Genomic DNA, 16,259 nt, shown 5'->3' with positions numbered 1-16,259 from the left:
GCCTTCTATTATTTGGGCAAATCAAACATCAACAAAAACCTATGTTATAATGAAGCCAAACTTTACAGTAAAAGAGGATTGAAATGATCTCGAATGATCCCGCTTTTCATAATTCTATTGATGGCCAGATGGCTCCAGACATTCAAGCGGCTTTCCATATCTTCGCCGCGCATTGGAGAAAAGTAAATCCGGATTGGCAATATCCCGTACACACTCATCCCATGTTTGAGATTAACGTTGTACTGCAGGGTGAGCAACATATGACGGTCGGCAATAAATCTTTTATCCAGCAAAGCGGTGATATTTTATTCATTCGTCCCGGTGTAGAACATAGCAGCCTCGGTTCGAATGCTAGTCGTGACATGACTTATTACTGCCTGCATTTTGATATTGATGATCTGATTTTACGGCGAGCATTATTAACAGCAGACGCTGTTAGTCTAAGTGGGAATACCCCGGAGCTGCGAGCCATTCGTTCCGCTCTAGATGTGATCATTAATTCTTCCATTCTGTCAGAGTCAAAGGACACACACAGAAATCGTCTGATTACATTGCATGCTTCGCTGCAACTTCTAACCGCGCTCAGCGGCTGGGTACTTTCGGAAATGCCCCTTCTGACAGATACAGAGGCTACGGAAAATACCGTCGCTCTAGCTAACGCGATCGAAGGACTGCTGCAAGAATCTGTCTCCACCGCTGCAAGCACAGGCGAAAGAGGCGGCGGTATTGAGCACATTGCGGCAAAGCTTGGATACAGTACAACTCACTGCAATCGTGTTTTCCACCAAATTTATGGCATGTCGCCAAGACAATATTTATCCCGCTTGATCATTCGTCACGCCAAACTGCTGCTAATGGATAATAACCTATCTGTCGAATCGGTCGCCCACCGGCTGGGGTATCGGGATGTGTCCCATTTCAGCAAGCAATTCAAACGCTGGACAGGTCTCCCGCCAATGGGCTACCGCCGTTTAACCGCGAATCCAAATACGCTTTAGTGATTGTTTCGCTTACAAAAAAAGGGATGTACCCCGCAGCCCACTAAGTGGTTACAGGATATATCCCTTTTATGAATTAACCCTTCGTTGCACCAGACGCAATCCCCTTAACAAAATACTTCTGCAAGGCGATAAACACAATCAGCACAGGTACAACCGACATTGCTGTTCCTGCAAAAATCATATCCCAACGTGAGGAGAATTCTCCGATATAACGGTAAATTTCCACGACCATAGTTTTAGCCTGTCCTGAAGGCAATACCAGCATCGGCATCAGGAAATCATTCCAGATTCCAAGTCCGTTTAAGACCACCATACTGGCTGTGACGGGTCCTAGCAGCGGGAAAACAATTTTCCAGAATATCCCATAACGAGAACATCCGTCGATCTCCGCCGCTTCTTCAATTTCTCTAGGAATGCCTTTGACAAAGCTTGTATACAGCAGGCATCCAAAGCCCACCGCACCGGCTACATAAATTAGAATTGGACCGGCAAGGCTGCCGTATAACCCCAGCATTCTAAGCTCTTTAAACAGAGGAATCATATACGCCTGAAAAGGGATCATCATTCCTGCTAAAAAGTAAACGAACATGAACCGAGTCCATCTGGCATTTCTGCGTTCAATTGCGTAGCCCGCCATCGGAATAATCAAGACCTGTGCCGCAATAGAAACTGCTGTCAAAATCAGACTATTCAGAATAGCCCGTGGAAACTCTGTTTCGGTTAACAGATATTTAAAGCTGTCCAGATAAAGGGTTTTCGGAAAAGCGATTGCATCCTTCATAATCTCTGCATTACTCTTGAAGGCTGACATTAAATTAAAGAAAATAGGAAAGAAAAAGATAATAGCCACTAATAATGTAACAATGAAAAGTGCGATTTGCCCAACTCTTTTGCGTGTCTGCATCGTCATCTTAGAGCTGCACCTCCCGCTTCTGGAGAACCTTCACTTGGAAGACTGTAATGATGAGTATGATTAAGAACAAGACCATCGCCAGTGCAGTACCAAAACCTTGTCTTAATTCACCAAACCCGACTTTATAAATAATATAAGTTAATGTCTCCGTCTCAAAGCCCGGACCACCATCGGTCATGACGGCAATCTGATCAAAAATCTTCAAGGCGCTGATCATGGATAATACCATACATACAGTCATTGACCCCGCAAGCAGCGGAAAGGTAATATGCCGGAACTGTTGCCAGCCCCCTGCCCCATCAATACTGGCCGCCTCATTTAATTCCTGCGGAATGCCTTGCAATCCAGCGAGGTAAATGATCATATAATAACCCGCGCCTTTCCAAACGGTAGACAAAATAATCGACAGCATCGCATATTTAGGATTGCCCAACCAATCCACAATCCAGCTTCCGAGTCCAACAGACTCCAGGATCTGATTAAATACACCAAAGTTGTAATTCAGGATCATCGCCCAAACGAAACCCATTACGATCCCACTAAGCAACGTAGGGAAATAAAATACACTTCTGAATAAATTCCGGAACCAGCGTACCTTATCGACCATCATAGCCATTGCAATTGCTGCAATATTCTCTAGAACAACAAGTGAAATGGTCATGATCATCGTATTTTTCAGTGCGTTATGCACCCTTGGACTATTCCAAATTTCCACAAAGTTAGCGAAGCCGATATACCTTGCGTTGTCGCTAATGCCATCCCATGAGGTGAAGCTTAAATAGACACTCCCTACCGTAGGGACGATAACGAACAAGGTGTACAAAATAAATGATGGCAATATGAACAGCAGAGCGTAGGACTGCCATTTTTTCTTTTTCTTTTTCTGCTGCTCAGTGCCTATCAATGACTTGTCAGCATTTACTGCGGATGTAGCCATGGCTACTCTCCCTCCCTTAAAGACCGCGCTTGTTAAAAAGAGAACCTCTGCAGCAGCAGAGGTTGCTCGATCAGGCGCTGCTCTTACATCTGATTAGCTTTCACTTGGTTGTCATACTCTGTATCCGCATCTTTCATGTACTTCGCTACATCTCCATCTTTTACCACGAGATCCTGCAACAGTTTGTAGTACCAGTTACGGAACTGTGGAGGGATTAGATTGTCTCCCCACCAGTTATTGATCGCCAAGGATTTCACTACATTCGGGTCAGCAATAAGATCCAAAGCCACTTGCATTTGTTCACTTGTGTCATAGGTTACTTTCTCTTTTGTTGAAGGAATCGCATTTATGGTTGCTAAATAGTTCGAATACTGTTCTGGGGCGAAGAAGAAACGGATAAAGTCTTTGATGGCTTCTGTTTTGTCTGCATCCTTAGCGGCTTCAGCCGATAAAGACCAGCCTGCAGGTGACGGAAGACCTATGACATTGATTTTCCCTTCACGGTCAGGAAGAGCATAGAAGCCAAATTCAAAGTTCGGGTCCGCTTCAGCGATTTGTGTAAACATCCACGTACCGGAGTACAATTGTGCTGCTTTGCCAGAAACAAGAATCGAAGCGGTCTGATTGTCGCCCGTGCTGAGCCAACCTTTATCTACATAATTCTTGAACAATTCTTTGAAGTCCGTTATGCCTTGAACTACATTAGCATCTGTGAAGCTGACCGTTTTAGCGGTACGTTTGGAATTCCAATCTGCATCTTTCGAGTAGACCTCATCAATCAGGAATTTGTTAACCCAGAAACCCATATGGAAAATATCTTTTCCACCTACTACAATCGGAGTAATGCCCGATGTTTTCAATTTCTCTTGGATGGCGATGAATTCGTCATAGGTTTTTGGAAGCTCGGTGATCCCTGCATCCGCATATGCTTTTTTGCTGTAGATAATCCCTTGGGGAGCGTTCACTTGCAGCGGTGCGTTCCACACCTTACCATCCACTTGTGGTGGGGCTTCGAACAAATCTAGCAGATCGGAAGGCAGCTCTACAATCTTACCCGCATCGGCAAAAACTTCTGTATCACGCATTTCCACCAGGTCCGGGAATTCACCCACAGCATCCTTTGTTTTAAGCCAATCAAGATAGGCAGCGGATGAAGTTTCGCTCAAATCTTTAATAGTGACATTCGGATTAGCTGCTGTAAACTTTTTGACCGTATCTGAGATTGCTTTTTTGGTGGCCGGATCTCCGGAGGCGTAACCTATCGTAAAGCTAACCTCTTTTTTGGTCTCTTGCGGTGTATTTGAAGGCGTTTCGGATGCTGGCGTATCGGTTGCCTTACTCCCTGCATTATTATTATTTCCACCGCAAGCAGTCAAAACTGTTGTAGTGGCGAGTAACAATACGGATAGTTTCATCATTGTTTTTTTGTACATATCATAATAGCCTCCCCTTTTAGTGAACCGTGGAAACTGAAGCAAGATGTGCGCATCATCTCTCGAAAGCGTTTCCGTTGCTAATAGAATAGCATTCCTTATAAATAGTTAGAATGAACTTTTTTAAGCGGGATATGCGGTGAATTTAAGAATAAGTAAAAAAAGAACGGAAGACCGCAGTCTTCCGTTCATCGTCCATCCTTTACGCATTCTCCGAATCTGAGATTTTATAAGGGTCCTCTACAATCGGAAGCAACAATAGAATCGATGTCCCAATATGCTCCCGGCTGCTGATGGATAATCCGTATTCTGCACCGTACACTGTACGAATTCGTTCATGTACATTTTTTAGTCCAACATTTTTGCTAGGCGAACTAGGCTCTTCCAAGGTTTCAGCCAACTGCTGTACCTTTTCCTTGCTCATACCGATTCCATCATCATAGATCGTAACCAACAACATTTCATCTTTCTTTTCGATCGTCAATCCAACTGTCCCTCTGCCTTGACTGCGCAAGCCATGCTGGATAGCATTTTCAACTATCGGCTGAAGTGACAATTTCAGAATGTACCAGTTCAGATCCACTTCGGGTGAGAGATCGACTACAAGCTCAAATTTATTCTCATACCGCACAGAGATAATATAGAAATAATCCCGTAGATGCTCCAGCTCCTGTCGTATGCTTACCCTATCCTCTCCATAGTCGATTACATATTTCAACTGGTTAGAGAGCGATAAAATCATATCTGCGACCTCATCATTATCTTTATCCACCGCATTCATTCGAATGACTTCCAGGGTGTTGTATAAATAATGCGGACGAATCTGGCTTTTCAGAGCATTTAACTCCGTTTGCTTCTGCTTGATCTGGGCAACGTAAGCTTCATCGATATAGGCTTGTAAACGCTCGACCATTCGGTTAAAACCATGGCTAAGTCTACCCATTTCATCATTGCTGTTCACGACCATCTGGGTATCCAAATTACCGGATTCTACGATAGCCATTTGCTTAATTAAGTTCCGAATCGGAGCAGCCAGCCGCCTTGAGAACCAGACGCCCATGATGATCATTGCAATCGCACAAATAAACATCGCTATAAACACCGTCGTACGGGCTGAAAAAAGCTGATCGAATAAATTCGCCCGATGAATTCTGGCAGTCACCGTGCCTTTAAGAAAAGGAATCTCTTCACTGAGAACGATCATCTCCTCGTCCTTTTTAGCCCGAAAAGCCTCTCCATTCGCTGACCTTGTCTCATTCGTGAAATATACATTTCCGTCGCCATCCAGCAGAAATAATTCATCCTGTCCCCCCAGATTTAATTCTCTGAAGAACTGATTAAATAACGAAACATCCACGTCCATAAATAAGGTCCCTACTATCTTGGGATCTTTGGTGACACGCCCAGAAATATCAATTAAAGTACGGCCGATAGTGAACACACTGCGCTTTGAACCTGTGTAATATTCTTCGGAATGGGTAGGGAAAATTGCCACTTGTGAAGGATTTGGAGCCATTTTAGTTAACCACTCTTGATAAGGCAGCAGATCAAAGTTGACCCCTCTGTTTTCTTTTTCCTGATAGTAGAGCTTATCGTCTGACTCCCTATGAAAATAAACACTGGTGATGTAGGAATCACTGTAGAGAACTGTTTTTAGAAAGGTTTCAATAGGAATCGTATTGATCTGCTCCAGCTCATTTACATTATAGGTTTGATTCTGTGAATAACTCTCGATAAAACCTTCATATCGTCCCGTATACATCAGCTTAGAGACCTCATTGTACTGATTGAAGGCAGAATTCAGATTATAGCTCATATATAGTACCATTTGCTGCAAATTACTTGTTGTGTAACGCTCGACATATCCGGAAAAAGTCTGCACAGAAATGTAGCTAAGTGCAAAAAGCGGAATTAGGCCGACTAATAAAAAGGAAGCGGAGAATTTAACAAATATACTTTTGGATCTTCGGCCCCAGATAAACATGAATGAAGGTATCCCCTTTGCTATCCATCTGACTATTGGCTTTTGAAGGATTGCTTATATTCTTGTGGCAGCTTGCCATATTTCTTCTTAAACATATCGCTAAAATGCCGGGCATTGTTGTAGCCTACACTATCGGCAATCTCATAAACCATCATATCGCTTTGCAACAATAAACGAAGGGCATGATTCATCCTCACCTCAGTGACATAATTCTTAAAGTTCTGTCCGGTATGTTTTTTGAAAAAGCTGCTGAAATAATAGGAATTCATAAACATCATCCCTGCCATAGATTCCAGTGTAATATTTTCTGGATAATGCTCCTCAATATAAGCCTTCACCTGGGAAAGCTGCTTCAGTTCCTTATTGCCCATGCGACTGGCAATTTGTCCAGACATTTTGCTCAAAAGCACACGGAAATCTTCCTCCACCTCTTGAAAGGTAGAATAATTAGCCAATCGTTCAAGAATCGGATTTGTATCCTGAAGTGATGGACCTGCCTCCACACCAAATTGAATAAGCTCCTGTTCAAGCTGCAAAAATGTATTGTATACGGTAGAAACGGCTTGGTTTCTATTTCCGTCTGCCATCTGCCGGATCGTCTGAAATAATCGCAGGCACTCCTGCTCAATTTGTTCTTTATGTTGTGATTTCATGGCAATCCCAAGGGCGGACTGGATTTCATGCAGCGGAGTTTGAATCAATGATTCACTCTCATACCTGCTCTCTTTAACAGAAATCACACGATTAGGCCCTGTAAAATATTTATAATTTAGCGCTTTCAAAGCTTGACGATAAGATTCATCAGCATCATCCATACCGTCAACAGGATTGCCTACTCCAAGGGTCACCTTTAATTTCAGAAAACTTGTGATTTTGTCATGGAGATCTAAGGCAATTCCCGCTGGTTCCTCAGCATGCTCATGCTGAAGCAGGATACAAAAACGTTCCCCTTTACGGAACATATAACTATTATCGCTTTGCTCCACGGTTTCTTTAATAATGTTAGACAGTGCAAAATCAATCAGCTTACGTTCGCGTTCTTCCCATCTGGAAGGCTGCCCCGACGATTCGTCCGTCTCTACCAAACAGATACTGACGTAGCGACTTAGCGCAATAATCCCCATATCAAGCAAGGTGTCTGCTGTCCCCTTATTGCCGTCCGTCAGCTTGTCGAGCAATTCTTCGATCGTTAATCTGCGGTTTCTCTGTTCATAATGGTTTAGCTTCTCTTTGTTGCGCTCGCCTTCTGTTTCTTGACGAATAAGGGAAACGGCTTTGCTCACAACCTGTTCCAGCTGGTTTTTGTTCACGGGCTTCACCAAATAATCCAGCGCACCATATTGCAGTGCTTGACGGGCATACGTAAACTCTTGATAAGCGCTTATAAAAATAACCTTCACCGCTCTGCCAGCTTCATGAATCTCGCGGATGATATCAATCCCTGTATATCCTGGCATGCTTATATCACTAATAATCAGATCAGGATCACAATCCTCGATCTGTTGTTTCAGCTCTATTCCATCACTGGCCTCTCCAACAATGGTCAGTCCAAGCTTCTCCCATGAAATCAGTTTTTTTAGGCCTCGCAAAATCACCGGTTCATCATCTGCGAGCAGTACCCGGATACTCTTCATTATGCAGTCCTCCTACCTTCGAGAAATCATCCCACAGCTGTCCAATCATCTTAATCTTATGATAACAGACAAACAATCTTTGGTGCAGCTTCAAGCGGATGAACTTTCTTAAGAAGAAACCGCAGTTTCTTAAGATTAATTTATTTAAGCTTAAAAAGGTGGCGGGCGTAACTGCGGGGAATGTTTGGACTTCCGCCGTTACTGCTCACCTTTTATTTTTATCTAAAGTTCAATAAAACAAACTATCCTCTACTTTAATATTGTTGAAATAGAAACAAAAAATCAATATAATTTGTTAATGTAAGAGCGCTGGGAGGACAGGCCATGAATAAAGAAGAACAGGTCATGATGGGTTTCAGGGACGTATATAACAAGATGGTTTGGCTTAATAAGGATAAGATGGAAGACAGTCTTAAGGGTTATAAACCTTCTGAAGTACATTGCATCGAATACATTGAAAAAAATGCAGATTCCAACGTCACAAAACTTGCAGAGTCCTTTTATATGACTCGCGGTGCCATAAGTAAATTAACTAAGAAGCTCATCCAAAAGGGCCTCATCGAAAGCTACCAAAAATCGGATAACAAAAAAGAAATCTATTTTAGGCTTACTGAGCAAGGGAAAGTAATTTATAACGTCCATGAGGACTTGCACAAAGAGTTCCAAGAGCGGGATAAAGCCGTATTTGAGCAGGTAACTGAGGAGCAATTTGAAAGTATGCTTAGCTTCGTAGAAAAGTATAGTAGACATTTGGATGCAGAAATAAAGAAACAGGGTATAGATTTTAATCCGAATAAATTCGAATAATGAAAATGAAACTCCATGCAGCCGGGCTCTTATGAGTAAGGCTGCATTTTTATGTTCAATATTTTGTTGACACGGAAACAAAGCCGTGATAAAAATGGTGATGTACCAAATTTGTTTCCAAGGAATCAAAACATCAACTTTTGAGGAGAGAATTTAATGTTCAAATTCAGATCACATAATGAACAGAACACAGAACAATCCGTAGATAAACACGCTCTAATCTTCGGTTTGATCTCTGTGTTTCTGTGCGGAATAGGCTTCAGTATCATCATGCCCGTTGTCCCCTTTTTAGTGCAGCCTTATATAAGTAATCCGGGAGAACAGGCTATAGTTGTCACGCTGCTAACCTCTGTTTATGCAGTCTGCGTATTTTTTGCAGCCCCTGCACTTGGAGCTTTGAGCGACAAATATGGGCGTCGTCCATTACTTTTGGTATGCCTTTTGGGTTCTGCAATTGGATACTTAGTTTTTGGGATAGGAGGAGCGTTATGGGTTCTCTTTGTTGGACGCATAATAGAAGGTATAACCGGCGGAAGCATAGGTACTATCTTCGCCTTTTTTGCTGACATCATTCCTCCAGAACAGAGAACCAAATACTTTGGCTGGGTGAGTGCGGTTGTAGGTGTAGGCACCGTCATTGGTCCAACGCTAGGCGGATTACTTGCCAAGTTTGGTTATTCTGTACCTATGTATTTTGGAGCAATAATAACTTTATTAAATGTTGTTTACGGATTCTTTTTTATGCCTGAGAGCCTTGACAAGAACAATAGACTGAAAGAAATTACCTTGGTAAGACTGAATCCATTTACACAGCTTGCAAGCATATTGTCCATAAAAAACTTAAAAAGGCTACTGGTCTCAGCATTCTTACTTTGGATACCCAACGGATCTTTACAGGCTGTTTTTTCACAATTCACAATGGATACTTTCAGCTGGAAGCCTGCACTAATCGGACTGATGTTTTCAATTATGGGCTTCCAAGACATCCTTTCACAGGGTTTCATCATGCCTAAGCTTTTGCTGAAACTTAGTGATAAACAGATAGCAATTCTTGGAATGGTTTCGGAGATTATAGGCTACAGTCTCATTGCGCTATCTGCTTTGTTCTCATACTATCCGCTTTTTATCGCTGGAATGTTTATATTTGGTTTTGGGGATTCGATTTTTGGGCCTTCATTCAATGGGATGCTCTCCAAGTCTGTCGATTCTAGTGAACAAGGAAGGATTCAAGGAGGTAGCCAATCTATTCAGGCTTTAGCCAGAATGATTGGACCTGTCATTGGAGGTCAAATTTATGTATCACTTGGTCATGCCGCACCCGCTTTTATGGGGATGATCCTGATAGCTGCGGCAATATCCGTTTTGTATAAGGATACGCGTGTAAATATGTAATCTTGCAATCTCATGTTACAATACAACCTGAACTTATATTTTTAGAAGGCGGTTGATACTGTTGATTTACATCATCAAATTTGTATACAGCTTTGTGCTTCCTCCCGGCCTGTTTATCGTGCTTCTGCTAGGTCTAGTCATTTGGTTATGGAAAAAAAACCGCCGGCCAGCACTAGTTCTACTCGGGGTTACACTATTAATGTATTTCTCCATGACACCCTTAGTCAGCGATGCGCTGATCGGCAGTCTAGAACGGAAATATCCGCAGCCGAATACTTTGCAAGGAGATGTCATCGTCGTACTCGGCGGGGGCGCCAGCTCTGGTACACCGGATATAGATGGCGAGGGCAATTTATACGGATCAGCAGCAAATCGCCTGCTTACTGCTGTTCGCCTCCATCGGCAGACAGGTCTGCCAATCTTATTTTCTGGCGGACAAGTATTCTCCGACAGTGGTAATGAAGCGGATATCGCGCAAAGACAACTACTGGGTCTCGGCATACCCGAAGAGGATATCCTGATCGAGAATCAATCCCTCAACACGAAGCAAAACGCTGTAAATACCGCAGCCATCCTGCAACAAACCGGACTTAAAAAACCTATACTAGTTACTTCAGGTTTTCATATGTCCCGAGCGATGTTGCACTTTAAGAATGCGGGGCTAACAGCGCAAGCCTATCCTACGGATTATATCGCCAGCGCTGATATTGCACTGCAGCCCGCCAAGTTCAGTCCCTCCCCAGGAGCGATCTCCACAACAGGGTTAGCATTGAAGGAATATTTAGGCCAGCTTGCTGCTCGGCTATTTGATTAGTTCTGTAAACTTCGCATGCACAACCTCAGCGAGTAACTGTGGGGCTACGTCCATTTGCTGGCCAATCTTCCCAGCGCTGACAGCCATCGTGTCCAGCCCTTCTGCACTGCTGTCAATGAACGTGGGGTACAGCTTTTTCATTCCAACAGGTGAACAACCACCGCGGATATAGCCTGTCCATTTCTGCAGATCCTTCACTGGCAGCATCTCAATTTTTTTCTCTCCGGCGGCTTTGGCCGCCTTTTTGAGATCCAGCTCTTCGGCAACCGGGATTACAAATACATAAAGATTCGCACCGCTATGAGCGACCAACGTTTTAAAAACCGTCTCTGCCGCCTTTCCAATCTTCTCAGCCACAGCCGTGCCATGGATGAGTCCATCTTCATTGTCATAAGCGAACACTTTATAGCCGATTTTTTTGGCATCCAGCATTCGCATTGCGTTGGTTTTGGTTACTTGCATTGTTGACCTACCTTTCAATATCCTCTATTCCTTAACTTTATGATCAAAGAGGCCCCAAAGCTAATATAGCTTTCAGGACCTCCTGTTGCTGCCGTGCCCATTAATCTCTGGGATAATTAACCTGCATGATATCCATAAAAGGAACTTTTATGATTTCTTCATGGTTACTGAGGTGTACTTTCCCGGTTCGCGAATCCATTTCCACGATCATGCCGCGTACCTCTTCTTCTTTTCCCCATACGGTCAATAAAATCTCAGAACCTTCTTGCTTAGCTTCAACTAACTGATTACCTAACTCCTCAAGCACAAATTCATCTCTTGTGGGCCGCTTGGCCACCTTTGCTTTTGCCACACTAATCCTCCAATAAGCTATTACGGATATTAAGTATATTAAATACTAAGTATGAATGCTCTCATTTATTATACCATGTTTCAGATTAAGGCTCGAACCCCTTCTGGCTCAAGAATAGCTCCTCTTCGGAAAAAACTTGCTGAAGTCCTTCATACACTCTGCGATAGGCTGCAGGATCATACCAATCTTCCAGTTGCAGCTCTTCATATAGGGAATAAATCCCTAATCTCCGTGTGCGTTTGCCGCCGCTGCCGTCGCCCATAAAATAGTCATCCACACAGACTCTATCCACCAAAGCCCTTAAGGTCGCTGGAAAAGCTGGACTGCTTGGCAGTACTGGCGCTATAGTAGCTTGAACAGGGATGCCAGCTTCACGCAGAAGCTGTAACGTCTTCAGTCTTGCCGCAATGGGTGGAGCGCTTGGTGTGAATTTTTGCCGAATATCTTCACGGTCTGTTTCTACAGTTATACTTACTCGAACCTTATCCTCTAAACGTAATAATAAATCTATATCTCTGCGAACCAGCGGACTACGGGTCTGCACGAATAGGAAATCGGGCGGGTCTTGTACCATAACCTCCAGTAAAGATCTCGTCACCTGTTCCTTGTGCTCTACCGGTTGATAGGGATCTGTACTTGACGACATAAAAATAGAGACGGGGCCTTTCGCCTTCGCTTTGTGCAGTTCTTTTTGTAAAATCACAGCCGCTTCTTGTTTAACATCTACCCACGTCCCCCACTCCTCTTTGCGGAACAGCGAGACAGGCATCTGGCGTACATAACAATAGGAACAGCCATAAGTGCAGCCCGTATATGGATTTAAGGAATGACTGTAGCCTGACAGATAACCTGTTCCTTTATTCAGCAAGGTTTTTGGGGAGGTGTAATTGGACTCTATTTTCATATATCTGCTGTATACTCTCCTCTCTCCAATTGAAGTAGCTTGGTCTTCATATCCAAACCACCCCGGTATCCTGTTAATGTCCCATTCTTACCAATAACCCGGTGGCAGGGCACCGTAATCAGAATCGGATTCGCACCAATGGCAGTCCCTACCGCGCGCACCGCAGCTGGTTTTTGTATATGTGTGGCAATATCCGAATAGGACCAGGTTTGCCCATATGGAATTTCACATAACGCCTTCCATACCGCAAGCTGAAAAGGAGTACCCTGATAATCAAAAGGAATGCCGAAGCTCTGCCGGTTCCCTTGCAAATATTCACTAAGCTCCCTCACATAAGGCGCCATCTTCTCATCGTCCTGCACCAGTTCACTCCCCGGAAAACGACGTCTAACCCATTCACTTAATTCCTCAAAGGGTTGCTGCTGCGAACCCACATAACTTAACCCATTCTCTGTGGCAGCAATATAAAAACTCCAGTCCTTATCGGTTAATAATGTCCAGTATAGAATAGCATTTGTTTTATTCTCCATGATTCGGTCCCTCCAAAATAAAATCAGAAGCCAACGTTACTTTCTGTTTGTTAAGCTGACGAAACTGTGTAGGCGTATACCCCGTTTTTTTCTTATATAAAGTAATAAAATATGACGTATTGGGCAGACCCACGCGTAATGCAATCTCAGCAACTGCCTGCTCTGTAGTAAGCAAATACTCAGATGCCTTAGCGATTCTCTTTTGCTGTATATAATCCACAGGAGTGATTCCCTTTACTTTCTTAAAGGTTCGATGTAAATGATAAGGACTGCCATGACATACCTCAGCTAACGTTTCAAGGGTGAGGGGGGCCATATAATTATGATCAATGTATTCAGTCATCAAAGCTACCCATTCCTTATCAGGAAGACGCTCACCTGTCGGTTTACATCTTTTACAAGGACGAAATCCGGCTGCCAGTGCTTGTTCAGCATTCTGAAAAATACACGCATTCTCCCGATTGGGTGCTTTGGATTTGCAGGAGGGTCGACAAAAAATTCCTGTAGTCTTCACCGCATAAAAAAATATGTCGTTATAAGCAACATCGTTTTGCAAAATAGCCTGCCATTGCTCCTCAGTCATTTGTTCCTCATCTTCAATCCTGTTCATCGCCTTCACCTCTAATGCAATTATACCCCTGAGCAGGCTCATCTGTACTCAATTTGGAATGGAAAAGCAAGATAGTGAAATTCAAAAGAGTGAGATTGCTCGTAATTACACTTTGTTTAGCGAATACGCACTACCTTTGTCAACCGTGCAGGGAGCCGCTGCTGGACAACGAATATTACTCATAACATGACTACGTGAACTGGAGGAATCGAAATGGATATTCTAAAAACAAAAGATGCCGCAGAGCTGATGTCAGTTAGTATAACCACAATTAAACGTTGGGCTGCCATGTTCCCTGATTTTTTTCCAAAAGACCGATTTGGCCATTATGTGTTCTCAGAGCAGCAAATCGGCCTGCTCAATCATATTAAAGACCGTATTAATCACGGAGAAGCCTTGGAATGTATACAACTCACACTCACGAATGAGCAGCAAATTGCCACATCACAACAGGAAAATCCACTACAGCACACAGATGCTGAGCCTATGAAGGATATCTTGTCTCGCATCAACAATGTTGAACGTGCACTCGATCAAAAAGCCGACGAAGTAGTATTGATACAACTGCTACAGCAGCGTGAGGAGCTTGAGGATCTACGAATAATGATCAAGCAAATAGCGGCATCCATAGAACCGTTGCAAGTGTCTAACGGCAAACCGCTCACCTCTTATGAAAATTCCCAGTCCACTGCCACTACCAGGCTAACGGCTCCGCCAAGAAAACGCGGTCTATTACGTTCTTTATTTTTCTTTTAAGCCTGAAATGTAAAAAAAAGAACCTACTTCAGACAATCGCGAAGTAGATTCATATAAGTATAAACATATTTAGGATCTCCCCCTGTCACCCTAAACGGTGGCGGGGGTTTGCTTTTTCCTAGCAAAAAGCTCGATCCTCCGGAACATTCTACTCTTTATGCAATAAAGCTGCTCCTGCAATTCCCGGATGTGTCATTTCGTAAGGGTCCAGAATCAGATTAAGCTCTTCTTCGGTTAGTACATTATATTTAATGCACAATTCCCGTACAGATTCCCCAGTCAAAATCGCCTCTCTAGCGATCCGCGATACCACTTCATACCCCAGATGCGGGTTCACAGCCGTAATGATTCCGACACTCAGCTCCACATCCCGCTCAAGCTTTTCCTTATTGGCTTCAATCCCAGCCAGACAGAAGTCTGTGAAGACTTGGAAGGAATTGTTCATGATGCTGATGGACTGAATGAGATTGAACACAAGCACAGGCTCCATAACATTCAGCTCCAGTTGACCCGCTTGGGAAGCCAGACAGATCGTATGATCGTTCCCTATGACTTGAAAAGCCACCTGATTGATGACCTCTGCCATAACCGGATTAACTTTGCCCGGCATAATTGAAGATCCAGGCTGGCGTGCAGGCAATGAGATCTCATTAAACCCAGTCCGCGGACCGGAGGCCATCAACCGCAGATCATTAGCGATCTTGGACATGTTCATCATGCATACTTTTAGGGCAGCAGACACTTCTGTATAGGCGTCCGTATTTTGGGTGGCATCGACGAGATGATCTGCCGTTACGAGCGGCAATTCACTGATCTCAGCTAAGTGCTCTACAACCAATTCAATATAACGAGGATCAGCATTTAATCCTGTACCTACTGCTGTTGCCCCCATATTGACTTCATACAGATGATGACGTGTATGTTCAATACGTTTGATATCTCTTTCCAGCACTCTGCGATAAGCCTCGAATTCTTGACCCAGACGAATCGGCACTGCATCTTGAAGATGTGTCCGACCCATTTTTATCACAGGATCGAATTCATCCGCTTTTACCGCAAACACATCATGCATTCTGTGCATCGTTACAAGCAGCTGCTCCAGCAGTGAAAGTGTGGCAATATGAATTGCCGTCGGGAACGCATCATTTGTAGACTGCGCCATATTTACATGTGAATTGGGGCTTAAGTGACGATAGTCTCCTTTTTCATGGCCAAGCAGTTCTAAAGCACGGTTAGCAATAACCTCATTCGCATTCATATTTAACGAGGTACCCGCACCACCCTGAATAGGATCTACAATAAATTGCTCATGCCACTGACCCTCGATGATTTCTTCTGCTGCTTTCACTACAACTTCTCCAAGCCCTCGATAGAGACGGCCAACTTCCATATTTGCAAGCGCAGCGGCTTTTTTTACAATCCCCATCGCTTTGATTAACTCTTTGTGAACCCGATAGCCCGTAATAGGAAAGTTCTCGACTGCGCGTAGTGTCTGAATCCCATAATAAGCGTTCTTATCTACCTGTTTACTGCCTAGAAAGTCATTTTCTACACGAAATTCAGTTTCAATCACTGTTATATCCCTCGCATTCATTATGATTAGGTTTATTAGAAAATAAGTAAGCGCAATCATTTCTATCTCACTTAGATATTAACCTTTATTGTGACAAATGTCTCTCAGAAAAATAGGGTTTAATGTAATTAATTACTATTTAGTAACCTAATACCGC

Annotated in this window: 16 protein-coding genes; 5 read left to right on the top strand and 11 right to left on the bottom strand. The window is 43.4% G+C overall.

Features of this window, described 5'->3' with window-relative positions; all coding sequences use genetic code 11:
• Positions 1-83 precede the first annotated feature (83 nt).
• A complete protein-coding gene (locus MHH49_RS23165; protein WP_038571818.1) occupies positions 84-998 on the top strand; it encodes a helix-turn-helix domain-containing protein in 915 nt (304 codons plus the stop codon).
• 76 nt (positions 999-1,074) lie between these two features.
• On the opposite strand, the gene MHH49_RS23160 is transcribed toward MHH49_RS23165, so the two are convergent.
• From MHH49_RS23160 to MHH49_RS23140, 5 genes are all read right to left on the bottom strand, one after another.
• Positions 1,075-1,911 carry a carbohydrate ABC transporter permease gene (locus MHH49_RS23160; RefSeq protein WP_339825428.1) on the bottom strand — a complete coding sequence of 279 codons (837 nt, stop codon included), beginning with the start codon at positions 1,909-1,911 and terminating at the stop codon, positions 1,075-1,077.
• A 1-nt stretch (position 1,912) separates the two neighbouring features.
• A complete protein-coding gene (locus MHH49_RS23155; protein WP_340940446.1) occupies positions 1,913-2,851 on the bottom strand; it encodes a carbohydrate ABC transporter permease in 939 nt (312 codons plus the stop codon).
• Positions 2,852-2,934: 83 nt separating this feature from the next.
• Positions 2,935-4,284 carry an ABC transporter substrate-binding protein gene (locus MHH49_RS23150; RefSeq protein ID WP_036688291.1) on the bottom strand — a complete coding sequence of 450 codons (1,350 nt, stop codon included), beginning with the start codon at positions 4,282-4,284 and terminating at the stop codon, positions 2,935-2,937.
• Positions 4,285-4,486: 202 nt separating this feature from the next.
• A complete protein-coding gene (locus MHH49_RS23145) occupies positions 4,487-6,268 on the bottom strand; it encodes a cache domain-containing sensor histidine kinase (protein WP_076098940.1) in 1,782 nt (593 codons plus the stop codon).
• 32 nt (positions 6,269-6,300) lie between these two features.
• Positions 6,301-7,902, bottom strand: a complete 1,602-nt coding sequence (locus MHH49_RS23140; protein WP_076098939.1) for a response regulator — start codon at positions 7,900-7,902, stop codon at positions 6,301-6,303.
• Between the two features lie 324 nt (positions 7,903-8,226).
• On the opposite strand from MHH49_RS23140, the gene MHH49_RS23135 reads away from it, so the two are divergent.
• From MHH49_RS23135 to MHH49_RS23125, 3 genes are all read left to right on the top strand, one after another.
• Positions 8,227-8,709, top strand: a complete 483-nt coding sequence (locus MHH49_RS23135) for a MarR family transcriptional regulator (protein WP_076141887.1) — start codon at positions 8,227-8,229, stop codon at positions 8,707-8,709.
• A 156-nt stretch (positions 8,710-8,865) separates the two neighbouring features.
• Entirely contained in the window at positions 8,866-10,101 is a 1,236-nt protein-coding gene (locus MHH49_RS23130) for an MFS transporter (RefSeq protein WP_076106292.1), read from the top strand.
• Positions 10,102-10,162: 61 nt separating this feature from the next.
• Complete coding sequence (locus tag MHH49_RS23125) at positions 10,163-10,915, top strand: YdcF family protein (RefSeq protein ID WP_340891563.1); 753 nt, start codon at positions 10,163-10,165, stop codon at positions 10,913-10,915.
• Here MHH49_RS23125 and ybaK read toward each other — a convergent pair.
• The 5 genes from ybaK to MHH49_RS23100 all read right to left on the bottom strand — a co-directional run bounded on the left by ybaK (position 10,904) and on the right by MHH49_RS23100 (position 13,773).
• The gene (gene ybaK / locus MHH49_RS23120) at positions 10,904-11,377 is read right to left on the bottom strand and encodes a Cys-tRNA(Pro) deacylase (protein ID WP_036688304.1); all 474 of its coding nucleotides are present in this window, start codon (positions 11,375-11,377) and stop codon (positions 10,904-10,906) included. The two genes, MHH49_RS23125 and ybaK, sit on opposite strands and share 12 nt — an antisense overlap.
• A gap of 100 nt (positions 11,378-11,477) precedes the next feature.
• Complete coding sequence (locus MHH49_RS23115) at positions 11,478-11,729, bottom strand: YolD-like family protein (protein WP_036688306.1); 252 nt, start codon at positions 11,727-11,729, stop codon at positions 11,478-11,480.
• 85 nt (positions 11,730-11,814) lie between these two features.
• Positions 11,815-12,633, bottom strand: a complete 819-nt coding sequence (locus tag MHH49_RS23110; RefSeq protein ID WP_076146483.1) for an SPL family radical SAM protein — start codon at positions 12,631-12,633, stop codon at positions 11,815-11,817.
• Positions 12,630-13,163 carry a methylated-DNA--[protein]-cysteine S-methyltransferase gene (locus tag MHH49_RS23105; RefSeq protein ID WP_076316954.1) on the bottom strand — a complete coding sequence of 178 codons (534 nt, stop codon included), beginning with the start codon at positions 13,161-13,163 and terminating at the stop codon, positions 12,630-12,632. The genes MHH49_RS23110 and MHH49_RS23105 overlap by 4 nt, the downstream gene beginning before the upstream one ends.
• Positions 13,153-13,773: a bifunctional transcriptional activator/DNA repair enzyme AdaA gene (locus MHH49_RS23100; RefSeq protein WP_076106295.1), complete on the bottom strand. Its 621-nt coding sequence runs from the start codon at positions 13,771-13,773 to the stop codon at positions 13,153-13,155. Before MHH49_RS23100 ends, MHH49_RS23105 begins: the two co-directional genes overlap by 11 nt.
• Positions 13,774-13,986: 213 nt before the next feature.
• Between MHH49_RS23100 and MHH49_RS23095 the strand changes: the two genes are divergently transcribed.
• Complete coding sequence (locus tag MHH49_RS23095; protein ID WP_076098933.1) at positions 13,987-14,529, top strand: MerR family transcriptional regulator; 543 nt, start codon at positions 13,987-13,989, stop codon at positions 14,527-14,529.
• Between the two features lie 148 nt (positions 14,530-14,677).
• Here the strand turns inward: MHH49_RS23095 and aspA are convergent, their stop codons facing one another.
• Positions 14,678-16,102 carry an aspartate ammonia-lyase gene (gene aspA, locus MHH49_RS23090; RefSeq protein WP_445667560.1) on the bottom strand — a complete coding sequence of 475 codons (1,425 nt, stop codon included), beginning with the start codon at positions 16,100-16,102 and terminating at the stop codon, positions 14,678-14,680.
• Positions 16,103-16,259 lie beyond the last annotated feature (157 nt).

This window comes from Paenibacillus sp. FSL F4-0122 (assembly GCF_038002845.1).
Lineage (GTDB): Bacteria > Bacillota > Bacilli > Paenibacillales > Paenibacillaceae > Paenibacillus_AQ > Paenibacillus_AQ odorifer.
Note: the sequence above shows the minus strand (reverse complement) of the source record. Positions and strands in the feature narration are given on the sequence as shown.